Source organism: Moraxella boevrei DSM 14165, assembly GCF_000379845.1.
GTDB lineage: Bacteria > Pseudomonadota > Gammaproteobacteria > Pseudomonadales > Moraxellaceae > Faucicola > Faucicola boevrei.
This window is the reverse complement of sequence record NZ_KB903778.1, coordinates 1-18,560: the sequence shown is the minus strand read 5'-3', so window position 1 is coordinate 18,560 and position 18,560 is coordinate 1. Positions and strand designations below refer to the sequence as shown.

The following is an 18,560-nucleotide window of genomic DNA, read 5'->3' as shown; positions in this document are numbered from 1 at the left end:
TAGGGATTTTCGTTTAAATGGTTAAAATCAACGATTAAAACTGTTGAAAGAAAGTTCTAGCCGTCGCCATGCAATACGGTGCAAGCATATTGTGGTATTTTAACATCACCGCTTGGGTGGCAAGTTGTTGAGCTTGCATTGGGTCAGCACCACCTGCGATAGCATCTGTTTCGGTTTTTTGTGTTAACAAACCGATATCTTGACTAAAGGCTTTTTGCATTTGTTCTGCTTCAGCTTTTACTGCATTATCGGTCGTTGTTGCCAAACCTTGCGTGCTATATACATCACGTTGACGGGTTGCTTGGTTACTAATATCCATATCAATCATACCAAATTGATACTTGCCAGTTTTGCCGTATAACCCTTTCCACAGACCATTCGTCAACGACGTATTCACATCAAAAAACACCATCGGGTCTTGATTACCACCGCATAGCACGGTTGGGGCTTTTGGCAACACCGCACGCAAATCGTTGGCTTTTAATGCTTGACGCAAGCCATTAGCAGGGTTGCCCGCAACCACAGGGATAACGCTTGACGCACCTTTAGTTTGCACATCAGCAAAATAAGGAATTGACCAATCAGGATGGGCTTGCACATCCGCCAAATAAGCAGTACGGAACGCATTACTTAACAAATAATGTTGATTGTCAAAACCAAAGCCAAAACGGGCTTCTTTTGGCGAAATTGCATCTAAAGTTGCATTACCTGTATTGCTTTGAAACAACGCTGAAAATGGTAATTTACCTGTTAACATCAAATCAGCTTGAGCATTTGGCAAACGTGTCGGTATCATACCCACGATATCATTGGCATTTGCAGGGGCAAAAATATCGCTTGGATTTTGGTAAATATTGCCAAATTGCTCTTGGAAACTACGTGCCATCAACGGGGCAAAGAACGTCCCGCCCACCATCACATTGCCACCAAACACCACATCACCGAACGCCCCCATCGCATACGGTCCCGACATTGGCATTAAGGCAGTAACAGGCTCTTTGATTTTTTCAAAATAGCGTGCTGTCGCCAACGCCACATGACCACCTTGCGAATACCCTGTCAAAAATAATTTGCCATTGTCTTTCACTTTGCTATCGCTTAATTTTGCCAAGACTTCACGCCCAGCTTTCAAAGCATCGCCCATTTCGTGCGATTGTTGCTCAGCATTAAGATAAGGGTGATAATTAAGCTTAGATTTATCATAACCTGCATAGTTCGGGGCAATCACGATAAAACCTTGCCCTGCAAAAATATTCGCCATTGATGTGGCTCGCAGACCTGCTTCATTGTCTTTATTACCCACCTCGGCAAAGTTAAAATTCTGCTGAACCGCTGTACCATGAGCGTGCAACACCACAGGACGCTCCCCCTGACAACTTGGGTCATCGCCTGTCGGCACAAATACTGCCCCTGTCGCATTGGTCGGTTGCCCTTTGGCATCTAAGGTATCGTAGTGCATATATTGCACACTCACACCACATTTTGGCGTGCCAATCACATTGGCAGAGTTTGGCTCAATCGCTTCACTCGCCTGTTTAATTTGCTCGGCAGTTAAGGTTTTAAACGTGGTCGACTGTTCTAGCAACATACCTGTTTTTAAAGATTTCACCCCTTGTGGTACAGGCGTTTGTGTGGTGGCTGTGTTACTACCACCATCACTACCGCCACAAGCAGTCAACAAAAGTGTGCTAAGAACTGTAAGGCTTAAAGTGTGTAAACGAAATGTTTGCATGACAATTCATCCTTGAACAATTAAAAATAGGAAAAACTTAGGTAAAAAGTTTAAAAAAGATATCATTTACAAAACACTTGTAAACTTAAATCATATAATGCACTGTTTGTTAAAAAATGTCAACCAATAATTCAAAAGTTTTTATCAAATTTAACTGATTGATTATAAAATATTTTTTTAAAATTTCGCCAAATTCTACAAAAAAATAAAAAAAACACTTGCCAAACCGATAAAAATCTATATAATAAGCAACCACAAAGACACGATGATTTAAATTTTTAGTTAAATGCGTGTTTTTAACAACTTATCTGGGGTCGTGGCGAAATTGGTAGACGCACTGGATTTAGGTTCCAGCGGGGCGACCCGTGAGAGTTCGAGTCTCTCCGACCCCACCATATTTTTTTAGTAAAATCAATAACTTAGTGAATTTTAATATTGTCTGTGGGCTAATACATAGGCTAGGTATAGTAAGAATTGATTTTATAAGTATTTGATAGAAAAGCCTTTTTAACATTTTTTTTGTTAAAAAGGCTTTTTTGTTGTTTGGGCTAGAAATACAAAGCTGTGTTCTTATTAGAATACAGCTTTTTTTGTTTTTATTTTAATTTGTCTGCTAGGTTATTGATGATGTGGTCTGAGTCTTTGGGGATAAATTTGCCATAGTGTTTGTGTATCATCTCTGTATTGGTATGTCCTAGTTGATTGGCGAGCCATTCTGCACTCACTGCCCCTGTTGATAAGACTTGGCTTGCGTAGGTATGTCGTCCGTTGTTGATTGGACGATAGGTGATTTTGCATTTTTTGAGGTGGCTTTCCCATCGTAGGTCTAGTTGTGAGCGGGTGAAGTGGTTTTTGGTTTTGGGGTTGTACCACAGCCATGTTAGGGTTTCTTGCTTGGTTTTTTTGTTGTCTCTATCAGTGATGTTAATGGTATTTGGGGCGTTGTTTTTGACGATTTCTTGTTGATTTTTGAGTGCTTGGATTACGTTTGGTAGTAGTGCAATTTGGCGTTTTCTGCGTCTGTTTTTGGTGACTCGGTAGTTTCCTTTGACATAGCTCCGTCTAACATATAAACTTTTGTTAGCTAGGTCTAGGTCTGTTACTGCCAGTGGCATGAGTTCATGGCTTGATAAGCCACTCCATAACATGACTGTCCATAGGTTTTTTAGGGTTGGGTCGGTTTCGTTGTCTAGTATCGTACGTATTTCTTCTTTTGTGAAGGGGTTGATGTCGTCTGGGTCAGCTTGTTTTATGGTGATGTATTGGGACGGGTCGTTGATGTATTGTTGGTTTCTTGCCCATTGGCGGTAGATTTTTCGCCATATCATTAGAATTTCTTTGACGGTTTTACTGGATAGTTTTTTTAATAGGATATTATAAATCCAGTTTTCTAGGTCGGCAGTGGTGATTTTGGCAATGTGGATGTGTTGCCAGTAGGGTCTGATATGGTGTTCTATTTTGCTTTTGTAGGTGTCAAACGATACTTGGGCGATTTTGTGTTGTTCTATGTTTAAAAATTGGTTGATGTAATAGCCAAAGTATGCTTGTGGGCGTTTTTTGGAGTTGGGAAAGGTTTTGGCGTGGTCAAATGTGCCAAGTGTGAGTTGCATTTTTATCATCTCTGCAATTTGTTTGGCATGTTCTAGGTTTTGTGGCGTTGGTGGCAATTCTAGGGTTTCTCGTTCTCTTTGTCCATTAATTTTCCACCAGATGCGAATTGACTTTTTGAGTGGTTCTATGCCTGTTGAGATTTTTTGCATAATTTTTCCTATTTTAGGTGGAAATTTTAAAAGGTAACATCGGTTACAGGGTAAAAAAATCAGTGATAACGCTTTGATTTTTTTATTATTATCACTGATTTTGTAAAGGTAACAAAACGGTAGCAGGACGGTTACAGCACGGTGATTTTGTTAGTGATTGAGTAATTTCTGTTTCTACAGGTGGGTGGTATTGGATGTTCATGGGGTTTTCCTTGGGTTTTCAGTTTTGTTAAAAAGTTATTTTCTTTTGGGTTTTGTTTTTCGGTTGTTTCGCTGGTTGCTTTTTGAGATAAGACGGTTATAATCTTTTTGCCATGTTATCCCCCTATTTATTTGGTTTAAAACGGCACGTCATCAAATTGATAAACAGGTTTTTTGCAAATTCGGCAAACATACACCACCGTTCCGCAAATTTCAAAAACGCCACACTTTGGGTCGTAGCTTGATGCGTAAACATATAATGCTGGTGTTGCCCCATAATGGTCATTTTCGCATTGGTACTGATGAGACGGCTCATAGTTTTTGGCGGTAATTTCAAATTCTTCTTCACGGTATTTGTTGGTGTTTACCATTGGCAAAGTGTGAAGTTCTTCAAAGTTTAAATCCATGTGATACTCCTAGGGTTGGGGGTTAAGTGGTCGGTCTTGCAAATAGCCAACATTTAATGCTGTCATATCCGTTCAAGTTACTGCGAACGGTGACGTTACTGTCAATAAATTTGTATTTCACGCTGTTTTTTAACAAACGTTTCATCATGGTCATGTCCGCTAGGTCTTGATAATTGAGTTTGGCGATTTTGTAAAAATGGTTTAAATTGATAGCGATTAATTCATCATCTACTCGTTTGTGATTGACATAATTTCTTGACATTTGTAGGTATTCAAACACGCTCCAAAACCGTTCTACTTCTGGGTGGTCGGCTTGCAGTCGCTCTACCCTAGCCTTTGCCATGCTCATCAAGGTGTTTTTGGCACTGTCGGCTTGGGCTTGGGTCATCAAACTGCCAAAAATATGCTGTTGCAAGCAGTCCACCAAGGCACAAATTTGGGCGTGGTTTAACGCTATGCGTGTGTGGGTAATGTGGTTTTGATGAAATAATACTTCGTATTCACGCACTTTTTGTTGATAAGTTGCCAAAATTGCCTGTTCATTGCGTAGTGCATGGGCCATAAATCGGCTAGTTATTTCAAGGGGCAAGCGGTCAAGCTCGTCTACGATTTGTTTTGTGGCAAGTGTTTGTCCGTCTCTTGTTAATTTGACATGAATAATCCGTGTCAGCATGGCTTCGGATGCTCGGATTTCTTCGTTTTGGCTAATCATGATGCTGGCACGAAACGGTGGCGAGTAAGTGTCATTGCCGTTGTTTTTTACGCCTTTTGAGCGGATTGACCGTCCGTTAAAGGCATCTTTTAGGCTGTCCCATTCAAAGGTTTGGTATTTGCTGTTGCCGTTTTCGTCATTGCGGTCGCCTTCAATCAAGGTTACAGGCAGGTTGGCGACTTGGGCAAAGTTGCGAAATACGGCGACTTTGGTGGATTTGCTTGGGTCAAAGCCTTCATAATCTTCTCGTCCGCTTAATTTCCAACAAAATTCTAGCAAGCGTGATTTTCCTGCCCCTGCTTGACCGACCAGTTCAAAAAACGGAAAACTACGGTCAATCGCTCGGATTTGTTCGGCAAAATATGAGCCGAGCCACCACGCCAACACAATCGTGCCGTAATCGCCACGCACATAATGAAAGTTGTGCCACCAACCAAAGTCGGCTTGGGCGGTGCTGATGTGCAAAATGGGGTCATTAGCAAGCGATTTGATTTCGGTGCGTCCGATTTTAAAATAATCGTGGGCGTTTTTTTGGTAAAATTTGCCGTCTTTGACTGCTGTGTCGTTAAAAATATACGCCCCGTTTTCTTTGGAATAGCCAATAAAATCGGTGGTTTTCACTTCTTTTAGGTCTTCCATTTGGCGTTTGGCTAGGATATCCAGTTGCATGGCGTTGCCTGTCCACAGCACACCGCTAAAAACCGACAAAAGGCGTGGTTTGAGTTTGCTTGGGCTTGATAGTTGGTCGCCTGTTACGGTGATTTGTTTTTCGCCTTTGTTGGTTGTGACTTTAACAAAGTACCAACTTTCATCGGTGATTTCGTTTCTTTGAAAATATAAGGCTTCTAATTTGGCGTTTAAAATCTCGTAGGTGGTTGATGATTGGGCAATGGTTTTTGCAAGTTTGGCAATTTCTTCTTGTTTGTTGTTGGCAAGCATTTCATCAATGCCGTCTTGCAGTTCATCTTCCCATGTTAAACTTGCCAATTTTTTGTTATCTAGTTCAAACCAATAAGTGCGATTTTGGTGTTCAAAGTAAAATTGGTTTAGGCGTGTGTGCAAATAACGAATGACCCCTGCATCGCTTGCAGTTTTGGCGGTGAGTAGGTCGCCATAGTAGCGGTATTGTTTGATGTGACTGGAGGTCAAAAGCCCCATTTCGTGTAGGTCGTTCCAGTCTAATTTTTTGTATTTGTCGTAGGGCGGTTGGGCGGATACGCATTTAAAGCCCATTTTTTCGGCTTTTGCGATAAAGTCTAAGGTGTAACGTCTGCCAGCGTTGTCATTATCATAAGCAATCACCAGTTTTGGCAAGACTCGTCTGTTTTTGTCGTATTCGCTTTTTAGGTTGAATAAGGCGTTTTCTGGAAAATTAACACAGCTAATGGTACTAACGGTGTGTAGCCCATGTTCTGCTAAGGCACAGGCATCAAAAATGCCTTCTGCTATCCATAGTTCTTGTACAAATTTTGGGTTTTTTGGGTGTTGCCACCAATTGCCGTTGATTTTATAGCCGTATTTGATGTTGGCTTTTTTCTTAAAGCGGTCTGCTTTGTCAATTAGTCTTTCCCAAAAACCATCATTTGACAAGCGAAATCGTACGGTTGCGGTGCCTTGATTGATTTGATTATCAAAAAAACTTTCTTGGCTGTAACTGCCTTTGATGAGAGAAATGTCTAAGCCACGCCCTTCTTTTAAATAAGCATCGGCGGTAGCGTTGGGGTTTTGTGGGGTGCGTTGGTAGGTTTTTGACCAGTCTTTGTATAGGTCATCGTACAATTCTTTGACGTGGGCTTCATAGCCACATTTATTGAGCCGTCCGCATTTGACGACTTTGGGGCTGTGGGCGTGGGTGTAGAGTTCTTTTTTATTGCATTGTGGGCATATGCCTTCTCTTAGCCATTCGCCTACTTGTTTAAAGTGATAGTCACGATTCAGGCGTGTTATCACTTGGTCGTTGATACTCATGTGTTTTCCTTATGAGGTTCTATTGGGGATTTTTACATTTGGGTTGGGGTTTAGGCTTGGGTGGATTTCTTTGTAGATTTCCACGCCAATGCGTGCGACAAATAAACAGTTATTATTGGTACAAACACCAATCATGCTCTTATAAAGTAGACTTTGTCTTTTATGTCCATTGGTTCTTAGTCGTGAGCCACAATGTGGGCATTTGATACTGGTTGTGTTTGTACCCATAACGCTCCTTATTAAACGGCAAAATAACGGTCGGGAAACCGATACTCTACCGCTTGGTTTTTAATTGGTTTTTGGTTATGCTTGTTGATGATGATTTCGGACTGGGCGACGATCATCTCTCGCACGCAGACAGCTTTTTGTTTGCCTGTGATGTCAATGACTTGTTCTAACAGGTCATGCTCTTTTTGGTTAAGATAGCCGTATACCCGATAATCTCTGACATTGTCCCAATTTTTATACATGATGTTCTCCTAGTTGGTTAGCGAGTCCATTTAGGGCATCTGTGACTGATTGGTTCATTTTTTGTTGATAGTCGCTATCATTTTTTTGATAGTCCAACAAAATTTGCCCTATCAATTCTTGCATGGATAGGTCGTTTGTGATGGCTTTTTGTTTGATATATTTGTGCGTGGTGTCAGGTACACGCACAGCAAGTAGTTTTAGCATACTGTTTTCCTTTCGTTTCTAATAAAAGTGTGCTAAATTGATTGTTAGCAATTTTACAACTTAACACAACGCCTATTGTACATAAACATTTGGCGTTAATCAAGAGGTTTTTATGTCTTTTGTTAATAATTTTAGTATGGAAATTATTGGTAATCGCTTGGTAGATGAGCGTAAACGGCTTGGTCTGACTCAAGCCCAAGCCAGTAGTCAGGCAGGGATTACCCAGACCACCTATTCTCGCTATGAAAATGGCGAGCGTGTGCCGACCTTACAGGCGATTTTGGGGTTTTATAACATGGGGTTTGATGTGATTTATTTGTTGACTGGTGAAAGAGAACCGTCTGATGGGGAAGTGATTTTAACCAGCCATGAGCAGGATTGGCTTGCTCTATATCGTGAGTCAAAAGATAAAAATAGTCTGATGAAATTGGCAAAGGCGTTTAATAGCTTATGACTTTTGTATAAGTTATGCACAAAGTTATCCACATCACAGATAATGATATCTAACAAGCAAAAAAATGGGGCGTAAATTTGATTACACCCCATTTTTTTTGATTGAGAAATAAAAATTAACGATTGAATGCTTCTAATGCCTTGCCAAGCGTTTTTAGTTGAAATTGGGCGACGGCAATCGTGTTTGCCACATCACTCATAGCGATATCAAAACTTTCGGCATCTAGTTCAATCATCGCCCCTTCTTCACGTTCGGCTAGGTGGGCAAAGGTACGGACATAAGCTCTAATACGATCGAGTTCTTGGCAAGTGTGGTTTAGTTCGTTAATGTGATGTTGTAACATTGTTAAATTCCTTGAATATAGTCTATGATAGCGTGCCATGTGTGCCACGCTGATGTTTTGTCCGTGTTTGCCCTATGATTACTGGTTAATACAATGGCTTGGGCGGACGCTAGACTCAAGGCGATGTCCTTGGTTTTGGGATTAAACACCCAATCGGTGTTTTCACGAAGCTGGCTATCAAGAAGTGCTTGATGCAATATGCTGTGATTAATTTGGCTGTATTCTGCAAGGTCGGTTAGGTAAATCACCATGCGACGTTTGCCAGCAAGGTTGTAACGAGAAATGGGGAGTTTTGGTTTGGTTGGTGTGGTCATACTGCACCCCCTGCGATTGGTTCTAGAAATAGTAACACGGTCGGCAGTGCAAGACAACAGATAAGTGCGATAAAATCGCCTAAAATGTGAAAAAATTTGTTCATGGGAACACCTTTTGTAAAATTTTCGAAGTTTTTTACCCTATTTTATAAAAATTAGGGTGCCAACAGGTTCGAAACCGCTACAAAAGAAACGGCAGGATTATTTCCCCTATCTTAAAAAGAATTGGGGTCTTGTATTCTCCGTCCTGTCGGCATAAGGATTATAATAGATTCGGCAAAATTTAACAATGGTTAAATTTTGGACATAAAAAAACCGCTAATGCTGTCGGGTGCGGAAATACCGCTTTTGTAAAACAGGTTTCGACGCCTGAGAAAGGGATTTTTTGCCTTTCGTATTTATATATTAAAATAAAAAATTTGACATTGCAAGTGTTTTTTGTTAAATTGCAAGCAATTTATTTTGTTAGCATTTTAACAATCAGAGAATTTTATGGATAGTCAGCTAATCTTACACAAACTTGATGAAATCAATGAACGATTGGACGCATTAAGTTTAAGTCCTTTTGTCAAGGTAAAAAAGAAAAAGAAACCTGAAAGCGGTCGAGTTGATTATTTAATGGCTTATAAAAATAGTAAAGGTGAAATCTCTGAGCGTGAAATCAATGTTAGCAAAGTAACTGCTAAAGACGGTAAAATTACTATTTCAGCGTATTGTTTTTTAAGCAATGCTCCAAAAGCATTTTTAGCAAGTAGTGTTATCTTTTTACAGGCTATGCCTGACGGTGAAAAATTACACACTTATGATGACATTGTCCAAGAACTTAGCCAGTGGGCTTAAGGTAATCACATGAAAAAATTTACCCTTTTAATCGCCAGTCTTTTTAGTCTGTCGCTATTTTCTACTTCTGCTTCTGCTGTATCTTGCAAGTCATTTTCAACTCAAGCAGAAGCCCAAGCCTATTTTAACAAACATGGTGCAAAAAATCTTGACCGAGACCATGACGGTATCGCTTGTGAAAATAATGTTGGTGGTAAAAAAGCAAAATCCAATAAATCCAAAAAGTCTAAAAAATCAGCTAAAAAGTATAGCAAAAAAACGCTAAATAAAACGACCACCACTAACAACCCTTTTTAAAATCATACAACAAAAACCGTTTAAATTTGATGATTTAAACGGTTTTTTTATTCTCAAAAACTGTCAGAAGTCAATAAAAAAATAAAAAATAAATTTACAAAAACTTAAAAATAATGCTTGCTATGTGTGTTAAACAGAGTGATACTGTGTCCAACGAAAGGCAATATTAACAATATATTGTTTTAAATAAAACTTAACAAAAGGTACGCAGATATGCTAACATTTAACCAACTAGACACCGATTTGATGAACAGCCAATTTGGCAAATATGTTTTAGGAAATGACGAAGTCAGTATGTGGGGCATTAGCCACCCAGTCGGCGAGTGGACATTGATTTTGAATGACGGTATCGTAACCTTAAAACTGCAAGAATACACCTATTATGATGAAACAGACGACTTTGAATACACCGTTTTAAAAGAATTTACCGCCGACAATATGGACGATGTTTTAGCGATTTTAGCCACGCAGTCGGATTATGATTATCAATAACAAAAAAAGCCCTTGCAAACACAAGGGCTTTTTACTTGGGGCTGAAATCTATCGGAAAACAAAATAGCGGTGGGTATTTGGCAAGCCTTATTTCCACCCACCCAAGCTAGGTTATTATAGCATATTATTGCCAATTATGACAATTTTTTTTAAAGCAAAACCCCAAAATATTGGGGTTTTGTTATGAGATTATTGTGCGATAAGTGCATATTTTTTCAAACATTCATTAAATTTTTCTTCGCTATCTATTTTGATATTATCTATTATGTTATCGCAGTCATCATCTTCCCATACGGTAAAGACGCTAAATTCAGGATATTCTTTGACAATAATATAATAGCCCTTCACGCCACGAAACCAGATAGTCTTATTAGGATTGTGTCGGTCAAAATCAACGACGTTGTATTTTTTTGCTAATGTTGCACATTGAGATATATTTAACATAAAAAACCTTTTAAATCAGTTGGTTAATCAATATTTGATGAAACACAGTATCGCTCTGTTCTCCCTGTATAGCAAGCATTTTTATCAATTTTTATTTATTTTTTTACTTGTTTTTTTGCTCGTTTTTGGGCTACTTTGGTTTTTCGTTTTTTGGTGTTTTGCTTGGAGCGTTTTTTGTTTGCTATTTTTTCTGTTCGTGTGCTTAAGGTCGCAACTAGCTCTAGTTGCGTGGTTAAGCCTTGACTGCGACTGTAGCTATGGGTAGCTTTTTCTACGGTCCATTTGAGTGCATCTATCTCAGACTTAAACCCTTCAAGTTGAATGGGGCCTTCAGTCGTTACTGCAGGATAGGCGGTGGCAAGGTTGATGTTGAATTTGGCTTGGGTATTGATAATGCGGTTTTGTTCGGCATGGACGGCTTGTTCGGCTGATTGTTTGTCTTTAAAGTTGCCTTTTAGGGCTTTGGTTTTTTTACCGTTTGGGTTGGTTTGGACGGTTTGTTTTTTGGCTTTTTTGGTGTCGGTATAGCTTGCTTGTACGTTGTCGGTGTCTGATTGGCGGTCTTCAACGCTATAGCGAAAGCTATCTCCTTTGCTTCTGGTGATGGTAGTGATGCTTAATGGCTGTCCTGTTACGCTGACATTTTGGTAAGGACGGTAGATGAGTAGTTTGCCTTGTTTGATATTCATAACTGCCCCATAGTGCCAACTTAGGCGTGTGAGTAGGTTTAGGTCGCTCTCGTCAGTTTGGTCTAGGTGGCTGATTTTGATGTTGGCAATGTCGCTATTAATGGCAAGTTCTAGGTCGTTTCTGGTTGCGATGTCGCTTGCGATTTGTCCAAAGGTTTTGTCATGATAGCTGATATTTCTACCTTGTTTTAGACTATTTTTCATGTCCGCAGATTTGGCTTTGACGGTAATGGTTTCAGGCGTTCCGCCCCATTCTACGCTGTCTACGGTGTATTTGCCCATGTCTATCAAGCCTGTGTCGCCTGACATATCACGAAAACCTAGATAGCATTGCAAAATTACACCCCTTTTGGGTAGGGCGAGTTTACTGTCGTGGTCGTCTAGGGTTAGGGTGATTTCGTCTGCTTCGCCTGATTTGTTGTCGGTGATTGTTAGGCTGATTAGGCGTGCCATGATTTCGTCTGATAAGGGTTTGTTATCAGCGGTTAGGCGGATTTGTGGTGTGCGTAGCATGGTTTTTCCTTATGCATTGGTTGGTTTTTTATCAGCAACAATACGGCTATCATCTACTCGGATTAATTTTAATGTGCCATCAATTTTTTTGGGCTGTCCATAAAAATCCAAATACGAACGTTTGTCATCAATAGTGGCAATGGCGAACACCCCATAAATATAGCCTGTACCGTCTATCAGTACATAGCCACCGCCTGTATCTGCCATTTGAGCTAGGTCGTCTATGGATTGGTTTTTGCCAAAGCCGTGTTCTTGGTAGATTAAAAATGGTATGGTAATGGTTTCTTCGCCAACGCCTGTAAACTGGTACTGTGGGCGACCTTGTGCGATATCATTTTTGCCAAAGTCCCATGTGCGTGAGCGTTGCAATTCAGCAAATGTTAGACTGTCTGTGTTAAATACAAATTGTCCAAGTGATAAAATCATAGTTTATCCTTACCACATCTGTGCGTGGTCGTAAAGTGCGGTGTTGTTGGTTTGCTTTCCCAGTCCCATTTTGGCGATTTCTTGGGCGACTAGGCTTGCGATGTCGCTTGGGGATTGGTTGGGCGTTGGGTATATGTTGATGTTAATCGGTGCGGTTGCCTGTGTTGCTGTGCCTGTCGCTAGACTTTGGGCGGTGATTGGACTGCTTTTGCCAAAGTGTATTTGTGAGGTGTCTAGGGCTTGTTTTAGTTGGTTCGATGTGGCGGTCATGGCAGAAATTGGGCTGTCATTTGCCATAAGTCCGTTATGTAAGCCTTGCATGATAAAGTCGCCGTATCCTGCAAACACTCGGCTTGGGCTATGAATGCTCATGGCTGAGGTAAAGGCGGATTTGATACGGCTAGCAACGGATTGAATGCTTGACAAAACACTACCGACTCGACCCATGATACCATTTTTTAAACCGTCAATAATATGTCCGCCGATAGCCATCATTTGGCTTGGCAATCCTGCAAAAAAAGCCAGCATACGAGCAGGAAAACTCGCCATATATGCTAATACTGCTCCACCATGGGCTTGCACCATAGCAACAAACGTACCAATCGCTGTACCCACCATTTGAAAGCCTAACGCCAACGCCCCCACCAAACCTGCGACCACTTGTCCAATCAAGCTAACCAACGTACCAAGTACAAACCCAACTTGACTGCCAGAATTTCTAAAGCTGTCTAATTGGGCTTTGCTTGTCTGAGCAGGTGTGATAAGCCACATAAACGCCCCTGCAAGCCATTGAATACCAGCTACGACCATATCTAATACAGGTTTTAACGGGGCAAAGGTTGTCGCTAGGATAAATTTTACTTGGTTAATTGCTGTCATTAAGGGGGCTAACCCTTGCAAAAATCCTTGCCAAAGTCCACTAAAAAATGCTTTGACAGGTTGCCAATATTTGATAATGAGTAACCCTGCCACCGCAATCGCCATAATCGCCCAACCGATAGGCGTGGTAACGAGTGCCACCGACAAGGTGCGTAAAGCAGTAATAACAAAAGGAATAGAATTTTTTGCCAAAAATACAAAGGCTTGGCTAAAATATTTACCAAACATCATTGCACCTTGTGCCATTAATCGCAATCTTTTCCCAAACCCTAAACCAAATTTGGCTAAAATGGCGTTAGTTATCATCATCACCGCCCCAAATTTGATAAACCCTGCAAGCATACTAAAAAATGTCCCAAACACAAGAGCAAAGCCGTATTTGATACTCCATAACGCCACATTGAGCTTGATAAACTTTAAGGCAAGACTACCAATGGTTTTTACCAACTCTGGGTTTGCTTTTGCCCAATCTGTTACCTTATTTATCATGTCGGTAATGGTCTGCACCAGCTGACGTAACGATGCGTTCATGACACCATTTTCACCGCCAAGCGTGATAGATAGCGACTCCCACGCCCCTTTTAACTGGTCAATATCCCCTGCTAAGTTATCCATTTGAATATCGGCAACTTTTTTGGCAAGTCCGTCCGAATTTTTTAATTGTTCAGTTAATTCTTTAAATTTATTGACAACTTTGCCTGTTTTCTCATCTAACACGCCTGTTGATGCAATCAAAGGTTCAAGTTTGCTAAAATGCTCCTGCCCTGCCAGTCCTTTGAAAATATCCATGCGTTCATCAGCACTTAAATGTTGCGTTTTTATTCTAATTTCATTTAACAAATCACCGACATCTTTCATCGTGCCGTCTTTATTAACTGGATTGATTTTGATTTTATCCAGTGCTTTCATGGCAGGTTTTGGCAAAGTGGCAAGTCTTGCTAAAATTGCTTTAACACCTGTTCCTGCATCTGTGCCTTTGATGCCGACATTGCCTAACAAGCCTATCATGGCATGAGTCTGTTCTACCGTTGCACCGAACATTTTGGCAACAGGAGCCGTGATTTTCATGGACTCGCCTAAATCTTCAATGCTGACCGATGTTTTGTTGGCGGTGGCGACCATGACATCGCCAAGTTTGCCAACTTGTCCTGCTTCCATGCCAAAGCCGTTTAAAATACCTCCTGCAATTTCGGCAGCACGAGACACTTCTAATTGCCCTGCTGCAGCCAAATCCAGCGTCCCACCCAATGAGTCATAGACTTGCTTGGTGGTAAATCCTGCTGCCCCAAGTTCGTACTGTGCTTGTGCTGCCTGTGTTGCCGAGAATGCCGACCTTGCCCCTTCGCTAATGGCTTGATTGCGGAGCATTTCTAATTCTGCTGAGCCTTTGCTAAGCTCTAAAACGGCTTGTGTTGCTGACATTTGTTTGTCAAAAGCAATGGCAGGTTGGAGCATCTGATAGCCGAGCATGGCTGTACCGCCCATTTTCATCATACTACCAACTGCTTGTTGGCGTAATTCTTTGCGAGTATTGGCAAAAGATTTGGCTAAATTATCCGCTTTTTTGTGGACGGCAGTTAATGCCCCAAAAACCAATTTTACATCACTTGCCAAGCCACGAACATTTTGGCGAATGGTGGTAAAAGTTGAATTGGTGCGTTGCAAGGGTGTGTTTAACTGGTTTAATCCACCACGATTGATTTGTGCCAAACTGCGTTCAAATTGTTCTACTTGGCGGGTGCTACTGTCAAAGGCTCGCTCCAGTCGCTCTGTTTGAATGAGTAATCCTTGCAATGGTGCTGATATTTTATCAACCAATTCAAGCGTTGCGGATAAATTTAAGTTTGCCATAATTTAATCCAAAAGGTTAAAAAAAAGGGGCATAACCCCTTTTATTTTGTTTCCGAACGTTTTTTAGCCTTATCATGCCACATCATCATTTCTGTTAAGTCCATATCATCACAAACATCATGCGACCAATGAAACACGACCGCCAAGTCTGCGATGATATTTTCCACATCTGATGGCATTAGGCTGTCGGTGCGAAAAAATTGATGATTTCCGTTGTTACTGCGGTATAATCTGGTAAGTCCATATCGGATACTTCATGTTCCGCCAAAGCAGGGGTGGTAACACGAGGGATTAATTTTAACATGGTATCTGTTTCCATTTTGACCACGTCTGCAAGCGACAAGCCACGCAATGCACCGACTTTTGGCTTGTTTACCGTGATTTCGCTAATGGTTGTTTCGCCACGCTGAATTGGGGTGGTTAGGGTAACGGTTTTTGAATGTGGATTTGTTAAATTCTTCATATAAATTTCCTTTGATTGTTTAAATAATTGACGGTATTACAAACCTAATAACGCATTGATACGACTGGTTTTATCAATACCGCCGACTTTGTAAATGCCATTGACAAGGTCAAGTTCTAGCAGTTCCACGCCGTCATCAACTACACGGATATAGCTGACGTTGTACACCAACTCCTGCTCGTTGATAGAGCCTAGCTCCATTTCGCCCAAAGCAAGCTCCGTCAAGCCACCACGCATATAAATATCTCGTGTGACATAAGTGCAAGTGTCTTGGCGTTCGTACGCTCCGATGTAGCGGATTGGTAAATTGTTCACACCACAAAATGACAACTGGTCAAAATGTCGGCTATCCACACCGATGTAATTGACCGTCATTTCCATTTTTTCAAAACCCATGTCCAAGCCGACATCGCCTAACATCCCTGCGGTGCGGATGTCTTCAATTTTTTTGGTAATGGTGGGTAGTTCAATGGTTTTTGCCGTCCCTGCATAGCTGTCGCCATTGACAAAGACGTTAAAGTTTTTTAGAGTGGACGGTAGTTGTTTTGCCATGATTTTTCCTTAAATGGGCGTATGCGATACGCCCCTACAAATGGTTGTCAATGGTGGGTTACGTTAACCCACCTTTTATGCTGATTGGGCGATAAGTTTGCTAAAATCCACCAAATAACGGTCGGTAATACGTTGATTTAAATGCAAATTCTCAAGCGTTGGCACAGGCGTATATTCATAATCAATATATAAGATGCCTTGGGATAAGTCTTGCGGATTGTTCTCAGCTTCGTCATACCAACAATTTGCCCCAATAAATAAGCCTTTTGACACCAAAGCACGCACTTTGGCATTGATGCTGTCGATGATGTCTCGTGCCAAAATCGGCGTGAGTGGCTTGTCAATAAAGGGGAAACAGCCGTCTGCAATGGTGCGTTTTAAAAACTGGGCGGAACGCACGACCGTTTCAAAAGCAAAACGTGGTTCGCTACTCGTGGTTCGGTTGCCCCAAAAACGAAAGCCTTCATGTTGGATAAGACTTGTTACTTCGTTGGCATTTAAGTAGCCGACTTCAGTATTAGGGTCGGTTAAGCTCCATGTGCGTGGGTGGACGATACCGCTAGCGGTGGGAATCGGCACGTTGCTGATGGATTTGGTAAAGCTCGCAGGATAGGTGTCATCAATCAACGCTCGCAAGGCAACTGCACAAGCGATGGCAGAGGTTTGGGTTTTTAGGTTTTTCATAAATTTTCCTTGTAAAAATGGCTATTCACCGCCAAAATGGCTAACAGAACAAGAATGTAGCACGATTTCATCTTGTCCGTCATGAGGTAAATATTGAAATAAGTCTAAATTACCGTCATTGGCAGAGCTTAGAGTTAGGCGGTTTTGTTCTTCACGAACAAAGTCAGGATAAAAAATTGGCTCACTCTTTTCTATAGCGATTATCTTCGTAATCCCCCCAACCGTAATCGACTCTTGCGTGTTATGTAAAATACTGCCTGTAATCGGTGGAGCAATCCAATGCTCACCGCCTGATCCACTAACACAAACATTTTCTAAATTTTGTAGCATTCGTAGCAATATTTTGGCAGGTGTGACAAGATTGCTTGGATTATCACTGGATTTTTGAGTAAAAATCTGTGGTTCTTTATCATTGACCTGTATTTTTAGACTATAAGTACCTTCTGCAACAGCTTGCGTATTGTCTACGTCAATACTGCTTGGTGTACACTGGATAGCCGTTGGCTCTGTGCTATCATTGACAGGCTTGCCAAATAATTCTGCTTCCAGTTTTTCGGTTTCGGCATTTTTTTTGTAATAATAATCTGCGTAAAAAGTGATTTTTTGACCGTCATCGACTGCTAATGTATATCCGTCTTGTTCAAGTTGCACATCATGATTTAGCCATGTTTTGATGATATCATACGCATCGCTTGCCCCTTTTAGCTCCTTTTTTTGCATTTTATGCACATGAAGTTGGGTGGGTTGATTGATTGTGTCGTAAGTTTTGCTAAATTTTGTTTCTGGCGGATAGGTGTCAGGCTGATTTTGTGCATTGTGTTTATTGCACAACAGTTTTCCATTACGAAATTCACCAACTATCATACCGACGATGCTGTTTGGATTAGCAGAGACTGGTTCTGTTTCACCTATAACTGTTTCATGTTTAAAGAAAAAAGCAGTTTGTGTTAGCAGTATTGTACAATCTATGTTGTCATCACCGCTAGTAAATATCGGTTTAACAATCTTAGGCGTGTCTAGCTGTTCACCATTGACTAAACCGCTTACTTTAATTAATACGCTCATGTTTTCTCCAGAATTAAGGAATGCTGGCATAGCTTGGTTTTGGCTTGTTAGCATCGGCAGTTGTCTTGGCGTCAGGCTCACCCCACAAACCTTCAATCAAATGCAATTCACGCTCGCCAAAGGTATCTCGATATGCCACAATTTCGGCTTTATCCGTTATCAAATCGCCGTTATCTTTGCGAGGCGAGGCGTAGACAAACATATCATTTTTCTTTGCCAAAGCGAGCATTTTTCGTACCATTTTTGGGGTGTCTAAAGCTGGGGCGGATAGAATATTCACGTATACGCCAAGTCGTGATTTGGTGGCTTCTAAAATATCTAGTACATCTACATCATCAGGATTGATAACGTTTAATACGACAATGGTTGGGCTGTGGATATCACGAATTTGCTGTAATACATGGACGAGCGTGCCGTCTGTGCCAGCTTTTGTGATGTCGGTTTTGGTAATGCCTGTCAGTAACACTGGGGTGTTGTCTGGAAAGTGGGTTTTGTCGGCATCGGCAGATGTGGTAATCACGCCGATAACGGACGTGGTTGCGTTACGCATGGGTAAGATGCCTTGCGTGAGTTCTTGGGCGGTTATGCCGTGATGGTAGGTTGCCATAGTTTTTCCTTTTTTTGGGATTAAAAATTATTTTTTAGAAATATGAATATTTAAATCATATTTTCTCATTTCTTTACCAGCAGTAATAACCGAATAATCTTCATTTGGTAAAATAACAATCCAACGTTGATGGTTTTTTTGTTGTTCAGTTAGCATATTTGGATAAGCACCATAGTACGAGTCATTAACGAA

23 protein-coding genes and 1 tRNA gene are annotated in these 18,560 nt (G+C 41.0%); 5 read left to right on the top strand and 19 right to left on the bottom strand.

Going from position 1 to position 18,560, the window contains the following annotated elements:
• Positions 1-34: 34 nt before the first annotated feature.
• Positions 35-1,732, bottom strand: a complete 1,698-nt coding sequence (locus A3G3_RS0104575; RefSeq protein WP_019519364.1) for an alpha/beta hydrolase family protein — start codon at positions 1,730-1,732, stop codon at positions 35-37.
• Between the two features lie 310 nt (positions 1,733-2,042).
• On the opposite strand from A3G3_RS0104575, the gene A3G3_RS0104565 reads away from it, so the two are divergent.
• A tRNA-Leu gene (locus A3G3_RS0104565) sits at positions 2,043-2,127 on the top strand.
• A gap of 201 nt (positions 2,128-2,328) precedes the next feature.
• Here A3G3_RS0104565 and A3G3_RS0104560 read toward each other — a convergent pair.
• From A3G3_RS0104560 to A3G3_RS0104540, 6 genes are all read right to left on the bottom strand, one after another.
• The gene (locus A3G3_RS0104560; RefSeq protein WP_019519362.1) at positions 2,329-3,492 is read right to left on the bottom strand and encodes an Arm DNA-binding domain-containing protein; all 1,164 of its coding nucleotides are present in this window, start codon (positions 3,490-3,492) and stop codon (positions 2,329-2,331) included.
• Positions 3,493-3,830: 338 nt separating this feature from the next.
• The gene (locus A3G3_RS0104555; protein WP_019519361.1) at positions 3,831-4,100 is read right to left on the bottom strand and encodes a hypothetical protein; all 270 of its coding nucleotides are present in this window, start codon (positions 4,098-4,100) and stop codon (positions 3,831-3,833) included.
• 22 nt (positions 4,101-4,122) lie between these two features.
• A complete protein-coding gene (locus A3G3_RS0104550; RefSeq protein ID WP_019519360.1) occupies positions 4,123-6,780 on the bottom strand; it encodes a toprim domain-containing protein in 2,658 nt (885 codons plus the stop codon).
• A 9-nt stretch (positions 6,781-6,789) separates the two neighbouring features.
• Entirely contained in the window at positions 6,790-7,008 is a 219-nt protein-coding gene (locus A3G3_RS14475; protein ID WP_156802095.1) for an ogr/Delta-like zinc finger family protein, read from the bottom strand.
• Positions 7,009-7,019: 11 nt separating this feature from the next.
• Positions 7,020-7,250: a hypothetical protein gene (locus tag A3G3_RS0104545; protein WP_019519359.1), complete on the bottom strand. Its 231-nt coding sequence runs from the start codon at positions 7,248-7,250 to the stop codon at positions 7,020-7,022.
• Positions 7,243-7,455: a hypothetical protein gene (locus A3G3_RS0104540; protein WP_019519358.1), complete on the bottom strand. Its 213-nt coding sequence runs from the start codon at positions 7,453-7,455 to the stop codon at positions 7,243-7,245. The genes A3G3_RS0104545 and A3G3_RS0104540 overlap by 8 nt, the downstream gene beginning before the upstream one ends.
• A gap of 112 nt (positions 7,456-7,567) precedes the next feature.
• On the opposite strand from A3G3_RS0104540, the gene A3G3_RS13180 reads away from it, so the two are divergent.
• The gene (locus A3G3_RS13180; RefSeq protein ID WP_019519357.1) at positions 7,568-7,909 is read left to right on the top strand and encodes a helix-turn-helix domain-containing protein; all 342 of its coding nucleotides are present in this window, start codon (positions 7,568-7,570) and stop codon (positions 7,907-7,909) included.
• Between the two features lie 115 nt (positions 7,910-8,024).
• On the opposite strand, the gene A3G3_RS0104530 is transcribed toward A3G3_RS13180, so the two are convergent.
• Both A3G3_RS0104530 and A3G3_RS0104525 read right to left on the bottom strand, forming a co-directional pair.
• Entirely contained in the window at positions 8,025-8,252 is a 228-nt protein-coding gene (locus A3G3_RS0104530) for a hypothetical protein (protein WP_019519356.1), read from the bottom strand.
• A gap of 2 nt (positions 8,253-8,254) precedes the next feature.
• Positions 8,255-8,566, bottom strand: a complete 312-nt coding sequence (locus tag A3G3_RS0104525) for a hypothetical protein (protein WP_019519355.1) — start codon at positions 8,564-8,566, stop codon at positions 8,255-8,257.
• A 492-nt stretch (positions 8,567-9,058) separates the two neighbouring features.
• Here A3G3_RS0104525 and A3G3_RS0104515 point away from each other — a divergent pair, with 492 nt between their 5' ends.
• The 3 genes from A3G3_RS0104515 to A3G3_RS0104505 all read left to right on the top strand — a co-directional run bounded on the left by A3G3_RS0104515 (position 9,059) and on the right by A3G3_RS0104505 (position 10,195).
• Positions 9,059-9,406 carry a hypothetical protein gene (locus tag A3G3_RS0104515; RefSeq protein WP_019519353.1) on the top strand — a complete coding sequence of 116 codons (348 nt, stop codon included), beginning with the start codon at positions 9,059-9,061 and terminating at the stop codon, positions 9,404-9,406.
• Between the two features lie 9 nt (positions 9,407-9,415).
• The gene (locus A3G3_RS14225; RefSeq protein ID WP_019519352.1) at positions 9,416-9,703 is read left to right on the top strand and encodes an excalibur calcium-binding domain-containing protein; all 288 of its coding nucleotides are present in this window, start codon (positions 9,416-9,418) and stop codon (positions 9,701-9,703) included.
• A 213-nt stretch (positions 9,704-9,916) separates the two neighbouring features.
• Positions 9,917-10,195: a hypothetical protein gene (locus tag A3G3_RS0104505; RefSeq protein ID WP_019519351.1), complete on the top strand. Its 279-nt coding sequence runs from the start codon at positions 9,917-9,919 to the stop codon at positions 10,193-10,195.
• Between the two features lie 189 nt (positions 10,196-10,384).
• Here the strand turns inward: A3G3_RS0104505 and A3G3_RS0104500 are convergent, their stop codons facing one another.
• The 10 genes from A3G3_RS0104500 to A3G3_RS13175 form a co-directional block, all read right to left on the bottom strand.
• Positions 10,385-10,639 (bottom strand): hypothetical protein, encoded by a 255-nt coding sequence (locus A3G3_RS0104500; protein WP_019519350.1) that lies wholly within the window; start codon positions 10,637-10,639, stop codon positions 10,385-10,387.
• A gap of 95 nt (positions 10,640-10,734) precedes the next feature.
• Complete coding sequence (locus A3G3_RS0104495; RefSeq protein WP_019519349.1) at positions 10,735-11,841, bottom strand: contractile injection system protein, VgrG/Pvc8 family; 1,107 nt, start codon at positions 11,839-11,841, stop codon at positions 10,735-10,737.
• Positions 11,842-11,850: 9 nt separating this feature from the next.
• Positions 11,851-12,267 carry a phage tail protein gene (locus tag A3G3_RS0104490; RefSeq protein ID WP_019519348.1) on the bottom strand — a complete coding sequence of 139 codons (417 nt, stop codon included), beginning with the start codon at positions 12,265-12,267 and terminating at the stop codon, positions 11,851-11,853.
• A gap of 9 nt (positions 12,268-12,276) precedes the next feature.
• Positions 12,277-14,997 carry a phage tail tape measure protein gene (locus A3G3_RS0104485; protein WP_019519347.1) on the bottom strand — a complete coding sequence of 907 codons (2,721 nt, stop codon included), beginning with the start codon at positions 14,995-14,997 and terminating at the stop codon, positions 12,277-12,279.
• Between the two features lie 41 nt (positions 14,998-15,038).
• Positions 15,039-15,176: a GpE family phage tail protein gene (locus A3G3_RS0104480; RefSeq protein WP_019519346.1), complete on the bottom strand. Its 138-nt coding sequence runs from the start codon at positions 15,174-15,176 to the stop codon at positions 15,039-15,041.
• Positions 15,176-15,460, bottom strand: coding sequence for a phage tail assembly protein (locus tag A3G3_RS0104475; protein ID WP_019519345.1), 285 nt, complete (start codon positions 15,458-15,460; stop codon positions 15,176-15,178). Before A3G3_RS0104475 ends, A3G3_RS0104480 begins: the two co-directional genes overlap by 1 nt.
• Before the next feature lie 36 nt (positions 15,461-15,496).
• A complete protein-coding gene (locus A3G3_RS0104470; RefSeq protein WP_019519344.1) occupies positions 15,497-16,012 on the bottom strand; it encodes a phage major tail tube protein in 516 nt (171 codons plus the stop codon).
• Between the two features lie 75 nt (positions 16,013-16,087).
• Positions 16,088-16,696 carry a phage tail sheath C-terminal domain-containing protein gene (locus tag A3G3_RS0104465; protein WP_019519343.1) on the bottom strand — a complete coding sequence of 203 codons (609 nt, stop codon included), beginning with the start codon at positions 16,694-16,696 and terminating at the stop codon, positions 16,088-16,090.
• Between the two features lie 21 nt (positions 16,697-16,717).
• A complete protein-coding gene (locus tag A3G3_RS0104460; protein ID WP_019519342.1) occupies positions 16,718-17,761 on the bottom strand; it encodes a hypothetical protein in 1,044 nt (347 codons plus the stop codon).
• 13 nt (positions 17,762-17,774) lie between these two features.
• Complete coding sequence (locus tag A3G3_RS13175) at positions 17,775-18,368, bottom strand: phage tail sheath protein (RefSeq protein WP_019519341.1); 594 nt, start codon at positions 18,366-18,368, stop codon at positions 17,775-17,777.
• Positions 18,369-18,560 lie beyond the last annotated feature (192 nt).